The sequence below is a fragment of the Vibrio ostreicida genome (assembly GCF_013074385.2).
Lineage (GTDB): Bacteria > Pseudomonadota > Gammaproteobacteria > Enterobacterales > Vibrionaceae > Vibrio > Vibrio ostreicida.
Genome location: NZ_JABEYA020000002.1, coordinates 184,612 through 204,461 on the forward strand (window position 1 = coordinate 184,612; position 19,850 = coordinate 204,461).

General features: G+C 44.8%; 20 protein-coding genes. 13 read left to right on the forward strand and 7 right to left on the reverse strand.

All coding sequences use genetic code 11. The annotated features are described in order from the left end of the window. The first annotated feature begins 10 nt into the window (after positions 1-10). The 4 genes from cpdA (at position 11) to parC (ending at position 5,806) form a co-directional block, all read left to right on the forward strand. Positions 11-829 (forward strand): 3',5'-cyclic-AMP phosphodiesterase, encoded by an 819-nt coding sequence (gene cpdA, locus HLM86_RS04515; RefSeq protein WP_076586291.1) that lies wholly within the window; start codon positions 11-13, stop codon positions 827-829. 21 nt (positions 830-850) lie between these two features. After that, positions 851-1,432: an esterase YqiA gene (gene yqiA, locus HLM86_RS04520; protein WP_170882312.1), complete on the forward strand. Its 582-nt coding sequence runs from the start codon at positions 851-853 to the stop codon at positions 1,430-1,432. 213 nt (positions 1,433-1,645) lie between these two features. Next, a complete protein-coding gene (parE, locus tag HLM86_RS04525) occupies positions 1,646-3,526 on the forward strand; it encodes a DNA topoisomerase IV subunit B (RefSeq protein ID WP_076586295.1) in 1,881 nt (626 codons plus the stop codon). Positions 3,527-3,529: 3 nt separating this feature from the next. Next, entirely contained in the window at positions 3,530-5,806 is a 2,277-nt protein-coding gene (parC, locus tag HLM86_RS04530; protein WP_170882313.1) for a DNA topoisomerase IV subunit A, read from the forward strand. A gap of 71 nt (positions 5,807-5,877) precedes the next feature. Here parC and degS read toward each other — a convergent pair whose 3' ends face one another. The 3 genes from degS to zapG form a co-directional block, all read right to left on the reverse strand. Then, on the reverse strand, positions 5,878-6,945 hold the full coding sequence (gene degS, locus HLM86_RS04535; protein ID WP_076586297.1) for an outer membrane-stress sensor serine endopeptidase DegS: 1,068 nt from the start codon (positions 6,943-6,945) through the stop codon (positions 5,878-5,880). A gap of 113 nt (positions 6,946-7,058) precedes the next feature. After that, positions 7,059-8,426 carry a DegQ family serine endoprotease gene (locus HLM86_RS04540; RefSeq protein WP_076586298.1) on the reverse strand — a complete coding sequence of 456 codons (1,368 nt, stop codon included), beginning with the start codon at positions 8,424-8,426 and terminating at the stop codon, positions 7,059-7,061. A 126-nt stretch (positions 8,427-8,552) separates the two neighbouring features. Then, a complete protein-coding gene (gene zapG / locus HLM86_RS04545; RefSeq protein WP_076586300.1) occupies positions 8,553-9,008 on the reverse strand; it encodes a Z-ring associated protein ZapG in 456 nt (151 codons plus the stop codon). Positions 9,009-9,160: 152 nt separating this feature from the next. Between zapG and zapE the strand changes: the two genes are divergently transcribed. The 8 genes from zapE to sspB all read left to right on the forward strand — a co-directional run bounded on the left by zapE (position 9,161) and on the right by sspB (position 15,515). Next, positions 9,161-10,264, forward strand: coding sequence for a cell division protein ZapE (zapE, locus tag HLM86_RS04550; protein WP_170882314.1), 1,104 nt, complete (start codon positions 9,161-9,163; stop codon positions 10,262-10,264). A gap of 243 nt (positions 10,265-10,507) precedes the next feature. After that, positions 10,508-10,936, forward strand: coding sequence for a 50S ribosomal protein L13 (gene rplM, locus HLM86_RS04555; protein WP_006877363.1), 429 nt, complete (start codon positions 10,508-10,510; stop codon positions 10,934-10,936). Between the two features lie 15 nt (positions 10,937-10,951). After that, positions 10,952-11,344: a 30S ribosomal protein S9 gene (rpsI, locus tag HLM86_RS04560; protein WP_038866232.1), complete on the forward strand. Its 393-nt coding sequence runs from the start codon at positions 10,952-10,954 to the stop codon at positions 11,342-11,344. Between the two features lie 326 nt (positions 11,345-11,670). Beyond that, on the forward strand, positions 11,671-12,264 hold the full coding sequence (gene petA / locus HLM86_RS04565) for a ubiquinol-cytochrome c reductase iron-sulfur subunit (protein WP_076586304.1): 594 nt from the start codon (positions 11,671-11,673) through the stop codon (positions 12,262-12,264). Continuing rightward, on the forward strand, positions 12,264-13,529 hold the full coding sequence (locus tag HLM86_RS04570) for a cytochrome b (RefSeq protein ID WP_076586306.1): 1,266 nt from the start codon (positions 12,264-12,266) through the stop codon (positions 13,527-13,529). Before petA ends, HLM86_RS04570 begins: the two co-directional genes overlap by 1 nt. Then, the gene (locus HLM86_RS04575) at positions 13,526-14,263 is read left to right on the forward strand and encodes a cytochrome c1 (protein ID WP_076586308.1); all 738 of its coding nucleotides are present in this window, start codon (positions 13,526-13,528) and stop codon (positions 14,261-14,263) included. The genes HLM86_RS04570 and HLM86_RS04575 overlap by 4 nt, the downstream gene beginning before the upstream one ends. A 95-nt stretch (positions 14,264-14,358) precedes the next feature. Then, a complete protein-coding gene (gene sspA, locus HLM86_RS04580; protein ID WP_076586310.1) occupies positions 14,359-14,994 on the forward strand; it encodes a stringent starvation protein SspA in 636 nt (211 codons plus the stop codon). Between the two features lie 11 nt (positions 14,995-15,005). Continuing rightward, on the forward strand, positions 15,006-15,515 hold the full coding sequence (sspB, locus tag HLM86_RS04585; RefSeq protein ID WP_076586312.1) for a ClpXP protease specificity-enhancing factor: 510 nt from the start codon (positions 15,006-15,008) through the stop codon (positions 15,513-15,515). 46 nt (positions 15,516-15,561) lie between these two features. Here sspB and HLM86_RS04590 read toward each other — a convergent pair whose 3' ends face one another. The 4 genes from HLM86_RS04590 to HLM86_RS04605 are packed head-to-tail and all read right to left on the reverse strand — an operon-like array spanning position 15,562 to position 18,895. Next, positions 15,562-16,131 (reverse strand): BON domain-containing protein, encoded by a 570-nt coding sequence (locus HLM86_RS04590; RefSeq protein WP_076586314.1) that lies wholly within the window; start codon positions 16,129-16,131, stop codon positions 15,562-15,564. Positions 16,132-16,134: 3 nt separating this feature from the next. Then, complete coding sequence (locus HLM86_RS04595; RefSeq protein ID WP_076586316.1) at positions 16,135-16,725, reverse strand: phosphoheptose isomerase; 591 nt, start codon at positions 16,723-16,725, stop codon at positions 16,135-16,137. A 3-nt stretch (positions 16,726-16,728) separates the two neighbouring features. Beyond that, the gene (locus tag HLM86_RS04600; RefSeq protein ID WP_342745374.1) at positions 16,729-17,136 is read right to left on the reverse strand and encodes a YraN family protein; all 408 of its coding nucleotides are present in this window, start codon (positions 17,134-17,136) and stop codon (positions 16,729-16,731) included. Next, positions 17,081-18,895, reverse strand: a complete 1,815-nt coding sequence (locus tag HLM86_RS04605) for a penicillin-binding protein activator (protein ID WP_170882315.1) — start codon at positions 18,893-18,895, stop codon at positions 17,081-17,083. The genes HLM86_RS04600 and HLM86_RS04605 overlap by 56 nt, the downstream gene beginning before the upstream one ends. A 63-nt stretch (positions 18,896-18,958) precedes the next feature. Between HLM86_RS04605 and rsmI the strand changes: the two genes are divergently transcribed. After that, positions 18,959-19,837: a 16S rRNA (cytidine(1402)-2'-O)-methyltransferase gene (gene rsmI, locus HLM86_RS04610; RefSeq protein ID WP_076586322.1), complete on the forward strand. Its 879-nt coding sequence runs from the start codon at positions 18,959-18,961 to the stop codon at positions 19,835-19,837. The last annotated feature ends 13 nt before the right edge of the window (positions 19,838-19,850 follow it).

The following is a 19,850-nucleotide window of genomic DNA, read 5'->3' on the forward strand; positions in this document are numbered from 1 at the left end:
TTTTTTAGTTTTGAACGTAACGTCAAGTACATCAGATGGCAGCATCAGACTGCTACAAATAACCGATACTCACCTGTTTGAAGCAGCGGACGGTAGCCTGTTAGGCGTGAATACTAGCGATAGTTTTCTCGCTGTTGTTGATGCAATTGCAAAAATAAATCCTGCCTACGATGCGTTATTGGCCACTGGGGATATTACCCAAGATCATTCTAAAGTATCTTATCAACGTTTCGCGCAGGGGATTTCATCTCTTAAGAAATCGTGTTTTTGGTTGCCAGGTAACCACGATTATAAGCCGACGATGGCTTCAGTCATCCCATCTGAGCAAATCAAGCAAATTGAACATGTGCTACTTGGAGATGCTTGGCAGATGGTGTCGCTTGATTCTCAAGTTGAGGGCGTGCCACATGGTTTCCTCTGTGAAAAGCAGTTAGCGGTTCTAGAGCAGAGTTTGTCGCAGTATCCAAACAGGCATACGTTAATTTTATTGCACCATCATCCGTTGTTGATTGGAAGCGCTTGGTTGGATCAGCATAATCTGAAAAATGCACAACAGTTTTGGGCTGTGATTGAGCAACATAGTAACGTCAAAGCGGTCGTGTGCGGTCATGTTCACCAAGATATGAATGTGATGCATCATGGAATTCGTGTCATGGCGACACCATCAACTTGCGTACAGTTTAAACCGAAATCTGATGATTTCTGTCTCGACAATCGCTCGCCTGGCTGGCGGGAGATGGTTTTGTTTCCTGATGGGGGACTTGAGACCCAAGTAACACGCTTGCCCGCAGGCAGTTATCAACCGGACTTTAGTTCCTCTGGCTACTGATTAAAGTGAATTGAGGCCATTATGCCATCGCTTGTGCTGATTTATATCCATGGTTTTAACAGCTCTCCCTTATCTCATAAGGCGAGTGTCATGTCAGAGTACTGCCAGCGACATCGTCCCGATATCGACCTTCTTATTCCCCAGCTACCGTGCTTTCCTCAACTGGCCGCTGATTATTTGCGCAATATTATCCGGAACTATGGAGCCAATGATAAAATTGGTCTTATCGGAAGTTCTCTTGGTGGCTATATGTCGATGTGGCTCAATACACAATTTGGGTGTAAAGCGGTTGTCATCAACCCAGCGGTCAAGCCGTACGAGCTGTTAGTTGATTACTTGGGACCGCAGAAAAACCCCTATACTCAGCAATGCTATGAGTTAGAAAATAAACACATTGGAGAGCTAAAGGCGCTTGATACTCCGACCTTAGCCGACCCTGCGGATTTCTGGTTACTCCAACAAACCGGAGACGAAGTTTTGGACTACCGTGAGGCCATCACAAAATTTTCAGGGTCTAAACAGACCGTTGAGCCGGGCGGGGACCATAGCTTTGTTGGTTTTGAACGCTATCCTAAGAGTATTATTGAATTTCTTGGCCTATAGTTCCTCATTGGGGGAGGAGTCATAAATTTACAGGTAACTTAGTTATCTCTCTTGACATAGTGCTTTCTCTTCCAGACTATGTTTCACCTGTACTGAGCTTTACATTAATGGGGATAGCTTGTGATGTTTTTTCAATGTTGACAATAATTAAAAAAACCACAACACCCTATTCGCTCAGTAGTCCATTTATTCTACATAACGATAATCCGTATTATGACTGAACAATATAATGCTGGGGCCATTGAGGTTCTTAATGGTTTGGAGCCAGTACGTCGCCGACCTGGGATGTATACGGATACCGCACGTCCCAATCACTTGGGGCAAGAAGTCATCGACAACAGTGTCGATGAAGCGTTAGCCGGACACGCCTCCAAAGTTCAAGTGATTTTACATGCTGATCAATCATTGGAAATTACTGATGACGGTCGTGGCATGCCCGTTGATATACACCCGGAAGAGAAGGTTTCCGGTGTGGAACTGATCCTGTGTAAATTACACGCAGGTGGTAAATTTTCTAATAAGAATTATCAATTTTCTGGTGGCCTTCATGGCGTCGGAATTTCAGTTGTCAATGCGCTTTCTAAGCGCGTGGAAGTGACCGTTCGCAGAGATGGGCAAGTCTACGACATTGCTTTTGAACATGGCGATAAAGTTTCCGATTTAACGGTGACAGGAACCTGTGGCAAGCGCAACAAAGGCACCAGTGTTCATTTTTGGCCTGATGGCCAATATTTCGATTCTCCCAATTTCTCTGTTACGCGTTTACTGAACAATCTTCGAGCAAAAGCGGTGTTGTGTCCGGGGCTTGAGATCACCTTCTCTGACAGAGTCAATGGTAACGAACACAAATGGTACTACGAGGATGGCCTGAAAGATTACCTTGCAGAAGGGGTGAAAGGTTACACCGTCTTGCCACAAGAGCCGTTTACCAGTGAATTTTCGGCCGAAACTGAAGCCGCTGATTGGGCGATCATTTGGCAGCCTGAAGGCGGAGAAATGATCACCGAGAGTTACGTTAATCTTATTCCAACTGCACAGGGAGGCACCCACGTCAACGGGCTGCGCCAAGGGTTGCTGGATGCGATGAGAGAGTTTTGTGAATTTCGCAATCTGTTGCCTAGAGGGGTTAAGCTAACCGGAGATGATATTTTCGAACGCTGCTCATACGTTTTGTCCGTTAAAATGCAAGATCCACAATTTGCCGGCCAGACAAAAGAACGTCTTTCTTCCCGTCAGACGGCTGCTTTTGTGTCTGGTGTGGTTAAAGATGCATTTAGTCTCTGGTTGAACGAGAAACCTCAATTGGCAGAGCAACTGGCAGAAGTCTGTATTGCCAATGCGCATCGGCGTATGCGTGCCAGTAAGAAAGTCGTCCGTAAGAAAGTGGCGTCAGGGCCAGCATTGCCTGGTAAATTAACCGATTGTTCTGTTCAGGATTTAAACCGGACCGAAATTTTCTTCGTTGAAGGCGATTCGGCAGGAGGTTCAGCGAAGCAGGCGCGCGATCGTGAGTTTCAGGCAGTGATGCCATTGCGAGGCAAGATTCTTAATACTTGGGAAGTCTCTGCCGATCAGGTTTTAGCGTCGCAGGAAGTTCACGATATTTCTGTTGCGTTAGGTATCGACCCAGATAACGACAATCTTGAAAGCTTGCGTTATGGCAAGATTTGTATTCTCGCCGATGCGGATTCTGATGGGTTGCATATTGCGACTCTGCTATGTGCTCTATTTACTCGCCATTTCCGAGCTCTGGTTGAAGCTGGGCATATTTATGTCGCGATGCCACCACTGTATCGTATTGATTGTGGGAAAGAAGTCTTTTACGCCCTGGATGACGATGAAAAAGAGGGTATTTTTGAACGCCTCTCAAAGAAGAAAGCTAAGATTAATGTTCAACGATTCAAAGGGTTGGGTGAGATGAATCCCCTTCAGTTGCGTGAAACAACCATGGACCCAAATACCCGAAGGTTAGTGCAACTAACGATCGATGATTCTCAAGCGACAATGGAAATGATGGACATGCTTTTAGGCAAAAAACGTGCGGATGACCGACGTTCTTGGTTGCAGAGCAATGGCGATATGGCAGAGGTTTAAGGAATGTCGACAGAAATTACTTACGATGGCGTTGAACAGCTGCCAATGCGCAAGTTCACCGAAGATGCTTACCTCAATTACTCAATGTACGTCATTATGGACCGTGCCCTGCCGTATATAGGTGATGGCTTAAAACCAGTTCAGCGGCGCATAATTTATGCGATGTCAGAATTAGGGCTTTCAGCGACGGCTAAATACAAAAAATCAGCTCGAACCGTTGGGGACGTGCTGGGTAAATACCATCCACATGGCGATTCGGCGTGTTATGAAGCCATGGTATTGATGGCACAGCCGTTTTCTTATCGTTATCCACTTGTTGACGGTCAGGGTAACTGGGGAGCACCAGATGATCCCAAGTCGTTTGCAGCTATGCGTTATACCGAAGCAAAATTATCAAAATTTGCGGAGGTTTTGTTGGGTGAATTGGGCCAAGGTACCGTTGAGTGGCAGCCAAACTTTGATGGTACGATGAAAGAACCTCAAATGTTACCAGCACGTTTACCTCATATTCTACTCAATGGAATTACCGGTATTGCTGTTGGGATGGCAACGGATATCCCGCCACACAATGTTCGTGAGATAGCGGAAGCGGCTATACATCTCATTGACCATCCCAAGTCAGAATTAGCTGATGTGATGAACTTTGTTCAGGGACCGGATTATCCAACCGAAGCGGAAATTATTTCTCCAAAAGCTGAGATTGAAAAAATTTATCGTACCGGTCGTGGTAGCATCAAAATGCGTGCGGTATGGCACAAAGAAGGCAATGATATTGTTATCACTGCTTTGCCGCATCAAGTTTCAGGCGCGAAATTACTTGAACAGATAGCGGGTCAAATGAGGGCGAAGAAGCTTCCAATGGTTGAAGATTTACGTGATGAATCAGACCATGAAAATCCGACGCGTATTGTTATTGTTCCTCGCTCCAACCGCATAGACTGCGACCAATTAATGAACCATTTGTTCGCCTCCACGGATCTTGAAAAGAATTTCCGCGTTAACCTTAATATGATTGGTTTAGATAACCGACCTCAAGTTAAAGGTTTGGTGCAGGTCTTATCTGAGTGGATTGAATTTCGCAGAACAACCGTTCGCCGCCGATTGCAACATCGTTTGGATAAAGTCCTCGCGCGATTACACATCTTAGAAGGTTTATTGGTCGCTTATCTTAATCTCGATGAAGTGATCGAAATTATTCGCACCGAAGATGAGCCTAAAGCCGTGTTAATGGCTCGGTTTGGGATCAGTGATATTCAAGCTGACGCCATTCTCGATACGAAACTTCGCCACCTTGCCAAATTGGAAGAGATGAAACTGCGCGGTGAGCAGGATGAGTTGGAGAAAGAGCGCGAAAAATTAGAGAAGTTGCTGGGCTCGGATCGTCGTCTTAACACACTGTTAAAAAGAGAAATTCAAGCGGATTCAGAGAAGTATGGTGATGATCGTCGTTCACCTTTGATGGAACGCGCAGAAGCAAAAGCGCTCACTGAACGTGACCTCGTTCCGAGTGAACCGATTACGGTTGTGTTGTCTGACAAAGGTTGGATCCGACATGCGAAAGGTCACGATGTGGATGCCACGACGTTAAATTACAAATCAGGTGACCAATATTTAACTCATGCACGCGGAAAAAGTAGTCAGCCGGCAGTGTTTATTGGCAATGATGGGCGCAGTTACTCTTTAGAGTCGCATTCGTTACCTTCTGCACGTAGTCAAGGTGAGCCTATTACTGGTCGCTTGAACATTAATGCTGAAACGAGTATTCGTCATGTCGTTATGGGTGAAGAGGACCAATCTTGGCTGGTGGGCTCTGATGCAGGCTATGGTTTTGTGTGTAAAGGTAGTGATCTATTATCAAAAAATCGTAGTGGTAAAGCCTTAGTGACCCTCCCTCAAAACTCAGAGGTATTGACGCCCTTTATCGTCAATAATTTGGACACTGATGAAATTATCGCGATCACGAATCAGGGAAGAATGTTGTTATTTCCGATTAAAGACCTACCTCAACTTGGTAAAGGTAAGGGCAATAAAATCATTAACATACCGGCAGCGAAAGCCAAAGAGCGTGAGGAAGTCGTCTCTCATCTCTTGGTGCTCCCTCAAGGGGCTAGCCTGACGCTTTACGCTGGTAAGAGGAAATTGGGGCTTAAGCCTGTCGATTTGGACAGTTTCCGAGGAGAGCGAGGCCGCAGAGGCAGTTTACTTCCACGAGGTTTGCAACGAGTAACCAGCATAGATATAGAGGGACTGTCCCCTCAAGGACAAGACGATAGCGAGTAAATCAAACCCATGCTTTCGCATGGGTTTTTTCTTGTACCGCGTTAATAGTACTCCAGAGCCGATGTCAGAGGTTATATTTTGCGTGTATCTTCGGTAATGGTCACGTCCAATGTCTGCTCTTTACCTTTACGTAAAATAAGGACAGCAACCGTGGTGCCTGGACGCAGTTCTGTGACAATATCCATAACACTTTGGCGACCGTTGATCTTATGTCCGTCAATTTCCAAAATAATATCTTGTGCTTGGAAGCCAGCTTCCGCGCCTGGGCCATTTGGGTCGACGCCCAAAACGACAATACCGCCTATGTGCTCATTGCCCAAAAGGCGTGAGGTAACGGAATTGATATCTTGTCCGTCAATGCCGATATACCCGCGAATCACTCGTCCATCAGCAATGATTTTCTGCATGATCTTGTTGGCCAGGTTAAAGGGAATCGCAAAGGATATCCCATCGGTTTCTAGTTCAGTCGCTTGCTGAAAAGAAGCCGTATTGATTCCAACCAGTTCTCCCCTGGTGTTGACCAGTGCCCCTCCGGAATTCCCTTCATTGATCGCGGCATCCGTTTGAATAAAAGCTTGTCGGCCGCCGGCGCTGATTGAGGAGCGGCCTGTCGCGGAGACTATACCAAAGGTGGTTGTTTGACCAAGATTGTAGGGGTTACCTATTGCGAGTACCACATCACCGACTTTGGGGGAGTATGTTGGGTTGAGCGGAATGACAGGTAAGTTGTTGCCTTCGACCCGTAAAACAGCAATATCGGTATTCCGATCGGTGCCAACGAGCTGAGCGGCAGCAACGCGGCCATCTTGCAGAGCAACAACAATCTGATCGGCCTGAGCGACAACATGGTAATTGGTAATAATATAACCTTTGTCGCTGACAATAACGCCGGAACCTAACCCCTGAGTGAGTAGTTTGGAGCGGTCATCTTCTGTGTATTTTCTGCTGTAGATGTTGACCACGGCCGGAGCAGCTTTGCGTACAGCGCTATTAAAAGAGATTTCTTGCCCGGTGGTAATTGTTATTTCATCTCGGATATTCTCCGGGATAAGTGTCGAGCGCAGTGAGGGAATGGCGAGTAGTAATATTATAGCTGTTGCTAGGCCTAAACCTATTGAACGCAATAAGAATTGCATCATATCTTCCTAACCATTCTCGGTTTCTAACAAGTCGCGAAAGGATAGCATTAGAAGAGGTAATAATAAAAGGATGGCAGGAAATCCTGCCATCCTTTAAAGCCGTGATCGCACTTTTACCGAACGACCAAGTAAATTGTACGGTCGCCTCTTTGGATGTTGAGTGCCAATACGCTTGGTTCATGTTCGAGAATTTTTCTCAATTCTGCCAGATTCTTAATTCGCTTACGGTTCACACCGATAATAATGTCATCTTTTGCCAACTGATAGGCTTCAGCTTTAGAACCTTTCTCAACAGAGGAGACTCGAACCCCTTGTATTTTGTCGCTTGAGGTCGTGTTGGTGAGCTCTGCACCGGATAGACCGGCATGGAGTTTTTCAGCGGAAGCCTTGGCATTCTGTTGTTCACCTAAGGTGACCTCGAAATTCTCCTGCTTACCATCACGTACTACACCAAGTGTGACTTTTTTCCCTGCGCCAATGGTAGCGACTTTCGCTCTTAGCTCGCTAAAAGAATGTATCGACTTTTTATTGATAGAGATAATGACATCTCCAGCTAGAAGACCCGCTTTATCAGCAGCGCTATCTGGCACGACTTGGCTAACAAATGCGCCTTTACTCGATTCATATCCCAAAGCTTCAGCCAGCTCAGACGTAATTTCTCCGCCCTGAACGCCAAGCATACCTCGCTTAACTTCTCCAAATTCTAAGATTTGGTCGGTTAAATTCGTCATCATATTTGAAGGTATAGCGAAACCGATTCCCACATTACCGCCATTGGGACCCAATATTGCAGTATTAATACCAATCAGTTGACCTTTTAAATTCACCAAGGCGCCACCTGAATTACCACTGTTGATCGCCGCATCAGTTTGAATGAAATTTTCGAAATTTTCGATATTGAGACCGCTGCGTCCTAAAGCAGAGACGATACCTGAAGTCACTGTTTGACCGAGTCCAAAGGGGTTACCAATCGCGACAGTGAAATCACCGACTCGCAAGTTGTCGGAATCTGCAATCTTTATCTCAGTGAGATTTTTCGCTTTTTCCAGTTTCAGTAAAGCGACGTCTGACATTTGATCGCCACCGACCAGCTCGGCCTCATACTCTCGGCCATCATAAAGCTTGACTCGGATCTTTTCGGCTCCGTTGATGACGTGATAGTTGGTCACGATATAGCCTTTTTCCGCGTTAATGATGACACCAGAACCTAAGCCCCTAAAGGGACGTTCCTGAAGTTGCTCGGTTGGAAATTCAGGGCCAAAGAAAAAACGAAATTGTTCAGGTATTCGTTGTTTCGAGACTTGTGTACCTTCAACCGCGATACTAACGACGGCAGGTGTTACTGCGTCTAGCATTGGGGCTAAACTTGGCAATTGTTCCCCATCGATAGAAAGGGGTAATGCCGCTACTGCAGGTAAAGGGGTGATGATTGAACTCAAGCTTAAGGATAGAACGGTTAAAGCAAGCAAAGGTTTTTTCATCTGGTAACTCCTAATTAAGGTAAGGCCTGATAGTTAATATTTGTTTCAAAAACAAGAAATCAATCGACAGTTATGGGAGTTATGACTCAAAAAGCTTTGCAAAGTTCAGCAAAGCTTTAGTTAAAACTAGGTGGCTTGAGTGCTTTGGGTAGGGTCTGTTTCGGTCGACGTGTTTCGCTCCTCAGTAGGAGAGGGGGATTCGCCCGCGACGTAGTCTTTTGGTGCCTGATTGAGAGGTGGTATTTCCTCTACGTGCTTAACATCACTGGTGTGCGACTGCTGTGAAACCCTTTTGCTGAATGGGTTATCTTGCTCAGGAGTATTAGGCAGCAACTCCGAAGACGTTTTCGCCATGTGCTGGTAAAGCTTCGTGTATTCTCTACCTAAAGAATCGAGCATTTCAGCCGTTTGGGCAAAGTGGTCTGCAAGATCTTGTTTTTGTTGTTCCAACTCGAATTTGGCGGTGGCTAGCTCTTTATGAATACTCTGGTTTTTTTTGTATCCCGGAGTGGTAACACGTGAGATGACGACTCCTAAACCAGCACCGACAAGCAAACCTACGAGGGCATAAATCCAAGGCATAGTTGCTCCTTATTTATTGTTATTTAACATGTTTTTTGTTGTTTACGACACATGCTCATCGGACATGTTACTATGAGAAACCAAGACGATAAAGAAAAATGCGTGGGTTGTGCTCAGTAGTTTCAAGCCACCTTTAGAATGTGAGTGCAGTGATGACCCCAATAGAGCGTTATAGAAATGATATAAAAAGCCATGGTTTTCAAGAGGATGAAGACCAAGTGAAGGCTGTTGAAGCTTTGGACAATCTCTATCATGAATTTATTCATTATGTCAGTGCGCAGGCGAAGCAAGTAGCAGGTTGGAAACGATGGCTAGGAAAAAAAACATTGGCGCCCAGCGCACCCAAAGGTTTGTACTTTTGGGGAGGGGTTGGACGTGGAAAGACTTATCTAATGGACACTTTTTTCGATGCATTGCCTTATCAGAAAAAAATGCGGGTTCACTTTCACCGTTTTATGTATCGGGTGCATAATGAGCTTAATGCGTTAGGCGATGTCCATGATCCCCTTGAATTGGTCGCTGAAAAGTTTAAATCTGAAGCCGATATTATTTGTTTCGATGAATTTTTTGTCTCCGACATTACGGATGCGATGATCTTGGGGATGCTTTTTCAGGCCCTGTTTCAACGTGGTGTTGTATTGGTGGCGACCTCCAACATCCCGCCCCACGATCTGTATCGAAATGGTCTGCAACGTGCGCGATTTTTGCCTGCTATTGATTTAATTGAAAAGAATTGCTTAGTGCTGAATGTTGATAGCGGCATTGATTACCGACTGAGAACACTTGAACAAGCAGAAATTTATCATTTCCCTTTGGATGAAAATGCGAAGACTAATCTCAAACGCTACTTCGAGCAGCTTGTCGGTGAAGGGAAGGCGATACAAGGAAACATCGAAATTAACCATCGTCAAATCTCGATTGTCAACGCTCATGAAGGCGTCCTTCATGCGACATTTGAGCAACTTTGCCAGTCAGCACGAAGCCAAAATGATTACATTGAACTTTCTCGTATTTTTCACACTGTCATGCTCGCTGATGTTAAGCAGATGGAGAGAACTGTTGATGACGCGGCTCGTCGTTTTATCGCTTTGGTCGACGAATTTTACGAGCGCAACGTTAAATTGATACTATCTGCTGAAGTCCCTTTAGAGGATCTTTATATTCAAGGGAATCTCGAGTTTGAGTTTAAACGCTGTCAGTCGCGCTTGATTGAGATGCAAAGTCACGATTATTTAGCCAAAGAGCATCTGGCATAATAGTGTCGACGAATTGAATTCGAGTAAAAAGTTAATTTATTTAGCGAAAAGAGGTGATTTTTTCAACTGACTTCTTTATAATCCTGCGACCCACCGTTACTGCAGACCTTGATTATCGAAGGTATTTCGACATAACGGGTCGAGAGAACCAACCACTCGAAGGGGTGTTGACTGGACTCTTAGTCAGTGGGAGCTAATCGCTCCTTAAGTGTAAATTTAAATTATAAACGGGTTATTATTAGCATGAAAACTTTCGTTGCTAAACCAGAAACTGTAAAACGCGACTGGTATGTTGTAGACGCTGAAGGTAAAACTCTTGGTCGTCTAGCAAGTGAAATTGCATCTCGCCTACGTGGCAAACACAAAGCCGAATATACTCCTCACGTTGACACTGGTGATTACATCATCGTTGTAAACGCTGAGAAAGTTACTGTAACAGGTAACAAGGCTAAAGGTAAAATCTACTACCGTCACACTGAATTCCCAGGCGGCCTAAAATCAATCAGCTTTGAGAAGCTTATTGATCGTAAGCCTGAGATGGCGCTTGAGCTGGCGGTTAAAGGTATGCTACCACGTGGTCCTCTTGGCCGTGCTATGTACCGTAAGCTAAAAGTTTACGCTGGCGCTGAGCACAACCATGTTGCTCAACAACCACAAGTACTAGACATCTAATCGGGGATTTCGAAAATGGCAGAGAATCAATACTACGGCACTGGCCGTCGCAAAAGCTCAGCTGCACGTGTTTTTATTAAACCAGGCAGCGGCAACATCGTAATCAACAAGCGTAGTCTTGATGAATACTTCGGTCGTCCAACTTCTCGTATGGTTGTTAAGCAGCCTCTAGAGCTTGTTGAGTTGACAGAAAAACTGGATCTATACGTAACTGTTAAAGGTGGCGGTATTTCTGGTCAAGCAGGTGCTATCCGTCACGGTATCACTCGCGCATTGATGGAATACGATGAATCTTTCCGTCCTGCTCTACGTGCCGCTGGCTACGTTACTCGCGATGCTCGTTGCGTTGAACGTAAGAAAGTTGGTCTACGTAAAGCACGTCGTCGTCCACAGTTCTCTAAGCGTTAATCTTTTTCGGAAGATTACCCTTTCGGTGTTTACATCGGAACTATGGTCTCAAAAGCCTGGCATCTTGCCAGGCTTTTTGTTTTTCATCTCGACAAAACTGCGTTGTACGCCAGTTCCTATCAGGATTTCTAGAGTTACCTGCCTTTTGTGACCTCATAGGCGCTTTACTTCACGGATGTTATAAAAAGGTAGCTTTATCTTGTCAAAAAGTAGGGTTTTATTTATCATTTGCCATCAAATAAATACAACTAAATTCGTATTTTGTTAGCCATGCTCCTTAAGAGGAATAATAATAATCTAAGGGGAGCAAATGGGAGAATGTTTGGATGAGCAATGCGCCTTTAAATAACGGCCGTAGACGTTTCTTGACAGCAACAACCGCGGTTGTTGGTGGCTTGGGAGCTGTCGCAGTAGCCGTGCCGTTTATAAAATCTTGGAACCCAAGTGATAAAGCAAAAGCTGCAGGGGCCCCCGTTGAAGTTGAAATAGGTAAACTTGAAGAAGGGCAAATGGTTCGTGTTGAATGGCGTGGCAAACCGGTTTGGGTTGTCCGCCGCTCGCAATCGATCGTTGAAGGGCTGAAAGATATTGACGGTCAGCTCCGTGATCCACAGTCTGGGGAAGAGCAGCAACCTGCCTACGCGCAAAACGCGTATCGCTCTATTAAACCAGAGTATTTTATTGCTGTGGGTATTTGTACTCACCTGGGTTGTTCGCCCACCTATTTACCCGATACTTTTAGCGAACAAGTTCAAGGTGTTAAATCTGGTTTCTTCTGTCCTTGTCACGGTTCAAAGTTCGATATGGCGGGCCGGGTTTTTCAAGGCGTTCCTGCACCACTTAATCTTGTTGTACCTAAACACACGTATCTAAGTGAGACTAAGATTATTATTGGTGTTGACGAAGAAGGGGAAGCATGATGCAAGCTTTACTTGATTGGGTAGAAAAACGTCTACCAGCAATGAATGCTTATAAAAAGCATCTCTCTGAATACCCGATGCCTAAGAACTTCAACTTCTGGTATCTGTTTGGTTCGTTGGCGATGCTGGTTCTCGTCAATCAAATTCTGACAGGGGTGTGGTTGACAATGAACTACGTACCGTCAGGAGATGGGGCATTTGCTTCCGTTGAATACATCATGCGGGATGTCGAGTATGGTTGGCTGCTCCGTTATATGCATTCCACAGGAGCCTCAGCATTCTTCGTTGTGATTTACCTTCATATGTTCCGTGCTTTGATTTATGGTTCATATCAAAAGCCTCGTGAGTTACTTTGGATCTTCGGTATGTTGATCTTTTTGGTGCTTATGGCTGAAGCCTTTATGGGATATTTATTGCCTTGGGGGCAAATGTCTTATTGGGGAGCACAGGTCATTATTTCTCTGTTTGGTGCAATACCAGTGATAGGGGATGATTTAACCTTATGGATTCGCGGCGATTATGTGATTTCTGGGGCGACGCTCAACCGTTTCTTTGCACTGCATGTGATAGCGCTACCGATTGTTTTGTTGTTGCTGATTGTTCTTCACGTTTTAGCGTTGCATGAAGTGGGTTCAAATAACCCAGACGGAATCGAGACCAAGTTACCAAAAGGCAGCATGGGCGACGATTACGAAACGCAGTTCAAATTCCACAAAGACTACACGAAAAAGTATGACATTATCGATTCTATACCTTTCCATCCTTATGGAACGGTTAAAGATTTGATTGGTGTTGCTGGCTTCTTATTCTTGTTCTGTTACGTGTTATTTTTTAACCCCGAGATGGGCGGCTACTTTTTAGAGCCACCTAACTTTGAGGCTGCAAACCCTCTTAAAACGCCAGAGCACATCGCACCTGTTTGGTATTTCACGCCGTTTTACGCAATATTGCGAGCGGTGCCCGATAAACTGATCGGTGTCATTGCAATGGGTGCGTCCATCGCCGTGTTATTTGTTCTGCCTTGGCTTGACCGCTGTAAAGTACGTTCTTATCGGTATCGCAGTAAATTCCATTTGTTGAATATCATCCAATTCACGATCAGCTTTATTGCGTTGGGCGTTTTGGGTGCCTTACCCGCGACACCTACTTACACGTTATTAGCGCAGATCTTCAGCGTCGCTTATTTCATGTTCTTCGTACTCCTGTTTTATTACAGTAAAAATGAAGCAACTAAGCCATTACCAGACAGGGTGACATTTAAATGAAAAAATGGATTGTAATTTTACTTGCAATGCTGCCTTCGCTGGCCATGGCAGCTGGTGCTAACGTACCTTTAGATAAAGCAAATAATGACCTCAGTGATAAAGCGTCACTGCAAAATGGCGCTAAGATGTTCATGAATTACTGTTTTGGGTGCCATTCTGCTCAATATCAACGGTATGAGCGTGTGGGAAGGGATATAGGAATACCTGTTGATCTGTTGAAAGAGAACCTGATTTTTGATCCAGAAACCAAAGTAGGTTCATTAATGGAGAACGCGATTCCTGATAAATCCGCTGCGAAATGGTTTGGTGCTGCGCCACCAGATTTGACTTTGGTCGCTCGTGTGCGTGGTGCGGATTGGCTCTATACCTATTTACGTTCTTTCTACGAGGATCCTTCTCGTCCCTTTGGCGTAAATAATGTCGTTTTTCCTAGTGTCGGTATGCCCCATGTGCTCGAAGAGTTGCAAGGCATTCCAAAAGCACGCTATGAAACAGAAATGATCAACGGGGAAGAGCATCGCGTTCTTGTCGGCGTTGAGAGTGATGGCACTGGTGAGCTAAACACAGAAGAATACGACAACGCTGTCCGCGATTTAGTCAACTTCCTAGAATATTCTGGTGATCCAGTCAAACTTGAGCGTCATGCTCTTGGTTGGTGGGTTATGGCTTTTCTTGTTGTCTTCTCAGTAGTGGTTGTTCTTCTCAAGAAAGAATATTGGCGCGATGTGCACTAAATGTGCTAATATGCCCTGCTATTTTCCAATTCTAATGTTGACAATGGAGGCTTAGCCTCCATTGTTTTTTATATCTAAGTGTGCTGGAGGGCTCCATGGCTGTAGCTGCCAATAAACGTTCTGTGATGACTCTATTTTCAAGTGCATCTGATATGTATAGCCATCAGGTACGTATTGTTCTGGCTGAAAAGGGTGTCAGTGTTGAAGTTGAATTAGTAGATGAAGTAAATCTTCCTGCTGAGCTTATTGAACTGAACCCGTACAAATCAGTACCGACTTTAGTCGATCGCGAACTGGCGCTTTATGACTCTAAAATCATCATGGAATACTTGGATGAGCGTTTTCCTCATCCACCATTGATGCCTGTTTATCCAGTGGCTCGCGGTAATAGTCGTCTGATGATTTATCGCATTGAAAAAAATTGGTACACACTGGCAGAGAAAGTGGTGAACGGCAGCGCTGAAGAAGCTGAAAGTGCACGTAATAAACTGCGTAATGACCTTCTTACTCTAGGCCCTGTGTTTGCCGAATATGAATACTTCATGAGCGAAGAGTTCAGCTTGATCGATTGTTATTTGGCTCCACTACTGTGGCGTTTACCTGAGTTGAGTATTGAACTTACGGGACCTGGTTCAAAAGAGCTCAAAGTTTATATGAACCGTGTTTTTGAGCGTGATTCTTTCCTAGCTTCGTTGACCGAGGCTGAGCGCGAAATGCGCCTGACTCGCTAATTGGAAGCGATATGGACATAGCAAAAATGACGCCTCGACGCCCATATCTGCTTCGAGCCTTTTATGATTGGTTAGTTGATAATGATCTGACTCCACATCTTGTGGTAGAAGCGACACTCCCTGGAGTTCGTGTTCCTGTCGAGTTTATTCAAGATGGGCAGATCATTCTCAATATTGCTCCAAGAGCGGTTGGTAATCTAGAACTGGGTGACGACGCAGTGACGTTTAATGCGCGTTTTTCAGGTCGACCTCATTCTGTTATCGTTCCCCTGTATGCGGTGCAAGCGATATATGCTCGTGAAAATGGTGCGGGTACGATGTTTGAACCAGAAGAGGCTTATACGGATGATTTTGAACCCCATAACACTGAGGCTGACGATGAGAGCGGGCAAGAGTCTATTTTGACACTGGCCACGGAACGCAGCGAAGGGGAGTCGACAGGTGAGGAAGAGCATCCCTCTCCCGATGATGAGCCGCCCCGCCCTAAGGGTGGTCGCCCGAGCTTACGGATAATTAAGTAAATAAAAAGCAGCGATTACGCTGCTTTTTTATTGACTGAAGGTAATCTTAGCGATTGGTTTCAAATGCCTTTATGACTCTTTTCACGCCAGAAATATTACGTGCGACTTCAATGGCGATATCGGCCTGTTCTGGGGAGACATAGCCTAGTAGGAAAACTTCTTTGTCTTCGGTAATCACCTTGATGGTGACACCATTAAGATCTTTGTTCGTCAGCAGTGCTGATTTTACTTTTGTCGTAATCCAACTATCGTGGCTTATTTGCCCGACGGAAAGCGGTGATTTGATTCGAACCTGATTATGGACTTTGGTCACGCCTTTAATCGATTTCGTCTTCGCGACAAACTCATTCAATAATTCTTTGTTTATCGCCTGCCCCATTAATACGACACTTCCATCGTAAGCATTGGCTGTAATTCTGACCTCTCGTCGAAAAGGGGCTTTATTACTGAGTCCCGCGACTTCAAATTCGATGCTGCTATCGCTCCACATTTTTTCAGTACTGCGAGGATCGGAAACAATGTTCGCAGTGGTGGCTGCACCAGCAACGAATAAGCCAGCACAACCCGTTGTGCCTAAAAGTAGGGAGAGGAGAATCAATAATCTAAAATAGGTCATAAGCTAATCTTCGTGAGCGGGAAAGAGTACTTGATCGATAAGATCGCACAAGCAGTGAAGTGTCACCATATGTACTTCATGAATTCTAACAGTTCTGTGAGACGGAATACGAATTTCTACGTCGTTTTCACCCAGAAGTCCTGCCATTTCACCACCATCCTTACCTGTGAAAGCAATAATAGTCATATCTCTCGTGACGGCTGCTTCCATGGCTTTAATAATATTTTTGCTGTTTCCGCTTGTTGATATTGCTAACAAAACATCACCAGTTTGGCCAAACGCTCGCACCTGCTTGGAAAAAATTTCTTCATAGTGATAATCGTTAGCAACAGCGGTAAGTGTAGTATTATCTGCGGTCAAAGCCATGGCAGGCAGGCTAGGTCGTTCTGTTTCAAAGCGGTTGAGCAAACAGGACACAAATTGTTGCGCATTTGACGAAGATCCGCCGTTACCACAGCAAAGAATTTTGTTGCCGTTCAGTAAGCTGGCCACGACTGCTTGAGCGGCATGAGTGATTGCATCGGGTAGTGCTTCAGCAGAGGCAATCTGTATCTGAATACTTTCGGTAAAGCTGTCTTTAATGCTGTCTAGCATTGATTATCCTTCAATTATTGCGTTTTTTATCCAGTCGATTTGGTCGCCATGCTCGTGCATTGCGATAACATCAAATCGAATATCTGTCGAATGGACAGATTTACTTTGTTTCATAAGCCATTGGTGTGCGGCTTTAATAATTTTGTTCATCTTAGTTTGGGTGACAGTTTCTGCAGCATGACCAAAGCGCTGATGAGATCGGTATCGTACCTCGATAAATACAATCGTCGAGCCCTCTTGCATTATAAGGTCGATTTCCCCCACTTTGGTATTAAAGTTTTTTTCGAGTAAGGAAAGGCCGTGGCGGTTAAGGAATGTTTCCGCCATAGCCTCATAAAACTCGCCACTCTTTCGTTTATTGCGAAACACTGTGTTTCGCCCAGCTAATTTCGCGCTGAACAACACATTCATCATTGATGCTTAGTACACCAGTGTTGCCTTCGATGCGGTGCCCCTTGACGACTTTCATCTGTGGCAATTGTTCCATCAATAGGTAAGCGTCCATACCTAGAGCTTGTAAGCGCTTCTCAGCATTGGAGTCTTTCGGCCACAATTGCTCCATTTGTGCTTCAAGGGCAGCATTAGGTTGAATGAGAAGTGGTATATCACTATACATCACGTTAGTCAGATCTTCATATTGCTGACGTCCGCTATTACTACGGGAATTTGAAAAAAGTTGTGGTGGGGTAGTATCTGGGTTAATGGCGACTTCAATAAAAGGTTTAATGAGTGTTAACTCTGCGCTGCTCGCGACAATGTAAACTGCATCGATGTCCCGACGACTACGTGGCTGGCTTTCAAGAGGGATCTTAAGTAAGGATCCCATTTGTGCAATATGCTGTTGACTTTCCTGCAAGCCAAAAACTTTATTGATGTCTTTTTGCAGTTGGCGTTTATCGCCAAATAGATTGACTGCCAATTTATTGCTGCTGTAGGTTTTCCATTCCTTTTCGAATGCTTCAACAACCCGGGTGCCAAGGCGACCTTGAGGGGCAAGAATCAAAGGATAACGATAACCTTGAGCAAACAGGTGTTTTGCCGCTTGTGCAACTTCCTGCTCGGGAGAAAGCGCGAGGTAGCAGGTGTTATTTCCAGATTCCAGATTATTTGGGATATTTAACGCTAATGTGGGAATCGGATGTGTCAACTTGGCCTGTGCTTGTTGAAGCTTTTCTACATTACTTTTGATTAGAGGGCCGACAACGAAGTCGATGTTTTTGTCTTGAAGGGTTCGTTCCAGTTCTTCAGGTGTCACGGTTTTCGTATCAATAACGGTCAAATTGGCATTCTTATCCCGTTGCGAATCATTCATCATTTGCAAGATAAAGCCGTCTCTAATTAACTGAGCTTGTTTGGCAAACTTACCTGAAAGAGGAAGCAGTAAGGCGGTGTTAACAGGTTTGACAATATCAAGACTGAGAATATCTTCAATCGCCCTAGGGGTATAAACGGAAACGGGATGATTGGGGTTCTCTGCTAACCACTTTTCTAGGGTGTTTTTGAGTTGTGGTATATTACTCGACAACGTTTTTACGTAAATTACGATCTGTAACCATCCGTCCAACACCGCTTCATCTGGTTCGGCTGAGAGCTGTGTGATTTGATGTTGGTTATATTGATTTAGGTTACTCCAGACTTGCTGTGCGATCATCGCCTGCTGGGATTGCCCAACATATTGAGAAAGCTTGATGGTTTCGCGAGCTGCCTCAAAATATTGCTCTTGTTGAGCAAGCAATTTTGCCTTGAGTTGGTGATAGTCTTCCCACTGCTTGTTGGCCAAATGCCACGATGATTTAAAGTTAAGGTGACCGAGCGCTTCCTCGAAATTTTGTTGCCTAGCCGCCAGCCCCGCCTGTTCAAGCTGAAACTGTGCCTGTTGTGAAGGCAATAAAGACTGACGAGATAAGCGTTGAGTTAACAAATTGGCTTGATAAAAATCATTGGAATCGATTGTTGACTTCAATGCCATGATTAACCAATCATTCTGTAAACGCCCTTGAGCGCTATCCGCACGCATGAGGTAAGTTTGCATTGATTGACTTGGTTCGAGTGTAATATCAACCGATGTGGGGGTTGAGGGAGGGGTGGAACAGGCTGTCAATGCGATAGCAAGTGCTACAGGAGTCAGTAAGCGTGTTACACTGAGTCGCTTGTGGTTTTTCATGGCCATGAGCTCTTAATTAATTCCATATAAAATTGTGTCTATATTAATCGTTGAAGTGATGGTAAACAAATGACAAATAACAAAACCTTACCAACTGAGGTCCCAACTCTCTATATTGTCCCGACTCCAATTGGCAATTTAGGTGATATCACTCAACGCGCGCTTGACGTTTTAGCTGACGTCGAACTGATTGCTGCAGAAGACACCCGACATACTGGTAGATTATTGTCCCATTTTGGTATCACAACGAAAACCTTTGCATTACATGATCACAATGAACAGCAAAAATCAAAAGTTTTGGTCGAAAAATTGCTCTCAGGCAACTCTATAGCATTAGTCTCTGACGCTGGGACGCCACTGATTAGTGATCCAGGTTACCATCTTGTCACAAAGTGTCGTCAAGCTGGCGTAAAAGTTGTCCCGCTCCCGGGAGCCTGTGCCGTCGTTACAGCGCTGAGTGGCTCTGGTTTACCTTCTGATCGATTTAGCTTCGAGGGTTTTTTACCTGCTAAAAGTAAAGGACGAAAAGATAAGTTCCTTGAAATTGCAAAAGTAGAGCGAACCTGCGTATTTTACGAATCGCCGCATCGTATTCTTGATTCTTTGGCCGATATGCTTGCAATACTGGGCCCCCAGCGAGAGGTTGTGTTGGCTCGGGAATTAACCAAAACGTTTGAAACGATGAAGGGTTTACCCTTGGGTGAATTGTTTGAATGGGTGAAATCAGATCAAAATCAGCAAAGAGGCGAAATGGTCTTGCTCATTCACGGTTATCGAGCGATAGAAACTGAAAATATGCCGGAAGAGGCCACTCGTACCCTGAAAATTCTGAGTAAAGAATTGCCATTAAAAAAAGCGGCCGCGTTAACTGCTGAAATCTATAATTTGAAAAAAAATGCGCTGTACAAATGGGGATTAGAAAACGCCGACGAAAACACGGAAATGTAAGGTCGTATGATTA

Bases quoted from the DNA above. Each gene is read 5' to 3' on its own strand.
- yqiA (WP_170882312.1), top strand. From the start codon at position 851: ATGCCATCGCTTGTGCTGATTTATATCCATGGTTTTAACAGCTCTCCC.
- parE (WP_076586295.1), top strand. From the start codon at position 1,646: ATGACTGAACAATATAATGCTGGGGCCATTGAGGTTCTTAATGGTTTG.
- parC (WP_170882313.1), top strand. From the start codon at position 3,530: ATGTCGACAGAAATTACTTACGATGGCGTTGAACAGCTGCCAATGCGC.
- degS (WP_076586297.1), bottom strand. From the start codon at position 6,945: ATGATGCAATTCTTATTGCGTTCAATAGGTTTAGGCCTAGCAACAGCT.
- HLM86_RS04540 (WP_076586298.1), bottom strand. From the start codon at position 8,426: ATGAAAAAACCTTTGCTTGCTTTAACCGTTCTATCCTTAAGCTTGAGT.
- zapG (WP_076586300.1), bottom strand. From the start codon at position 9,008: ATGCCTTGGATTTATGCCCTCGTAGGTTTGCTTGTCGGTGCTGGTTTA.
- zapE (WP_170882314.1), top strand. From the start codon at position 9,161: ATGACCCCAATAGAGCGTTATAGAAATGATATAAAAAGCCATGGTTTT.
- rplM (WP_006877363.1), top strand. From the start codon at position 10,508: ATGAAAACTTTCGTTGCTAAACCAGAAACTGTAAAACGCGACTGGTAT.
- rpsI (WP_038866232.1), top strand. From the start codon at position 10,952: ATGGCAGAGAATCAATACTACGGCACTGGCCGTCGCAAAAGCTCAGCT.
- petA (WP_076586304.1), top strand. From the start codon at position 11,671: ATGAGCAATGCGCCTTTAAATAACGGCCGTAGACGTTTCTTGACAGCA.
- HLM86_RS04570 (WP_076586306.1), top strand. From the start codon at position 12,264: ATGCAAGCTTTACTTGATTGGGTAGAAAAACGTCTACCAGCAATGAAT.
- HLM86_RS04575 (WP_076586308.1), top strand. From the start codon at position 13,526: ATGAAAAAATGGATTGTAATTTTACTTGCAATGCTGCCTTCGCTGGCC.
- sspA (WP_076586310.1), top strand. From the start codon at position 14,359: ATGGCTGTAGCTGCCAATAAACGTTCTGTGATGACTCTATTTTCAAGT.
- sspB (WP_076586312.1), top strand. From the start codon at position 15,006: ATGGACATAGCAAAAATGACGCCTCGACGCCCATATCTGCTTCGAGCC.
- HLM86_RS04590 (WP_076586314.1), bottom strand. From the start codon at position 16,131: ATGACCTATTTTAGATTATTGATTCTCCTCTCCCTACTTTTAGGCACA.
- HLM86_RS04595 (WP_076586316.1), bottom strand. From the start codon at position 16,725: ATGCTAGACAGCATTAAAGACAGCTTTACCGAAAGTATTCAGATACAG.
- HLM86_RS04600 (WP_342745374.1), bottom strand. From the start codon at position 17,136: ATGAATGTGTTGTTCAGCGCGAAATTAGCTGGGCGAAACACAGTGTTT.
- HLM86_RS04605 (WP_170882315.1), bottom strand. From the start codon at position 18,895: ATGGCCATGAAAAACCACAAGCGACTCAGTGTAACACGCTTACTGACT.
- rsmI (WP_076586322.1), top strand. From the start codon at position 18,959: ATGACAAATAACAAAACCTTACCAACTGAGGTCCCAACTCTCTATATT.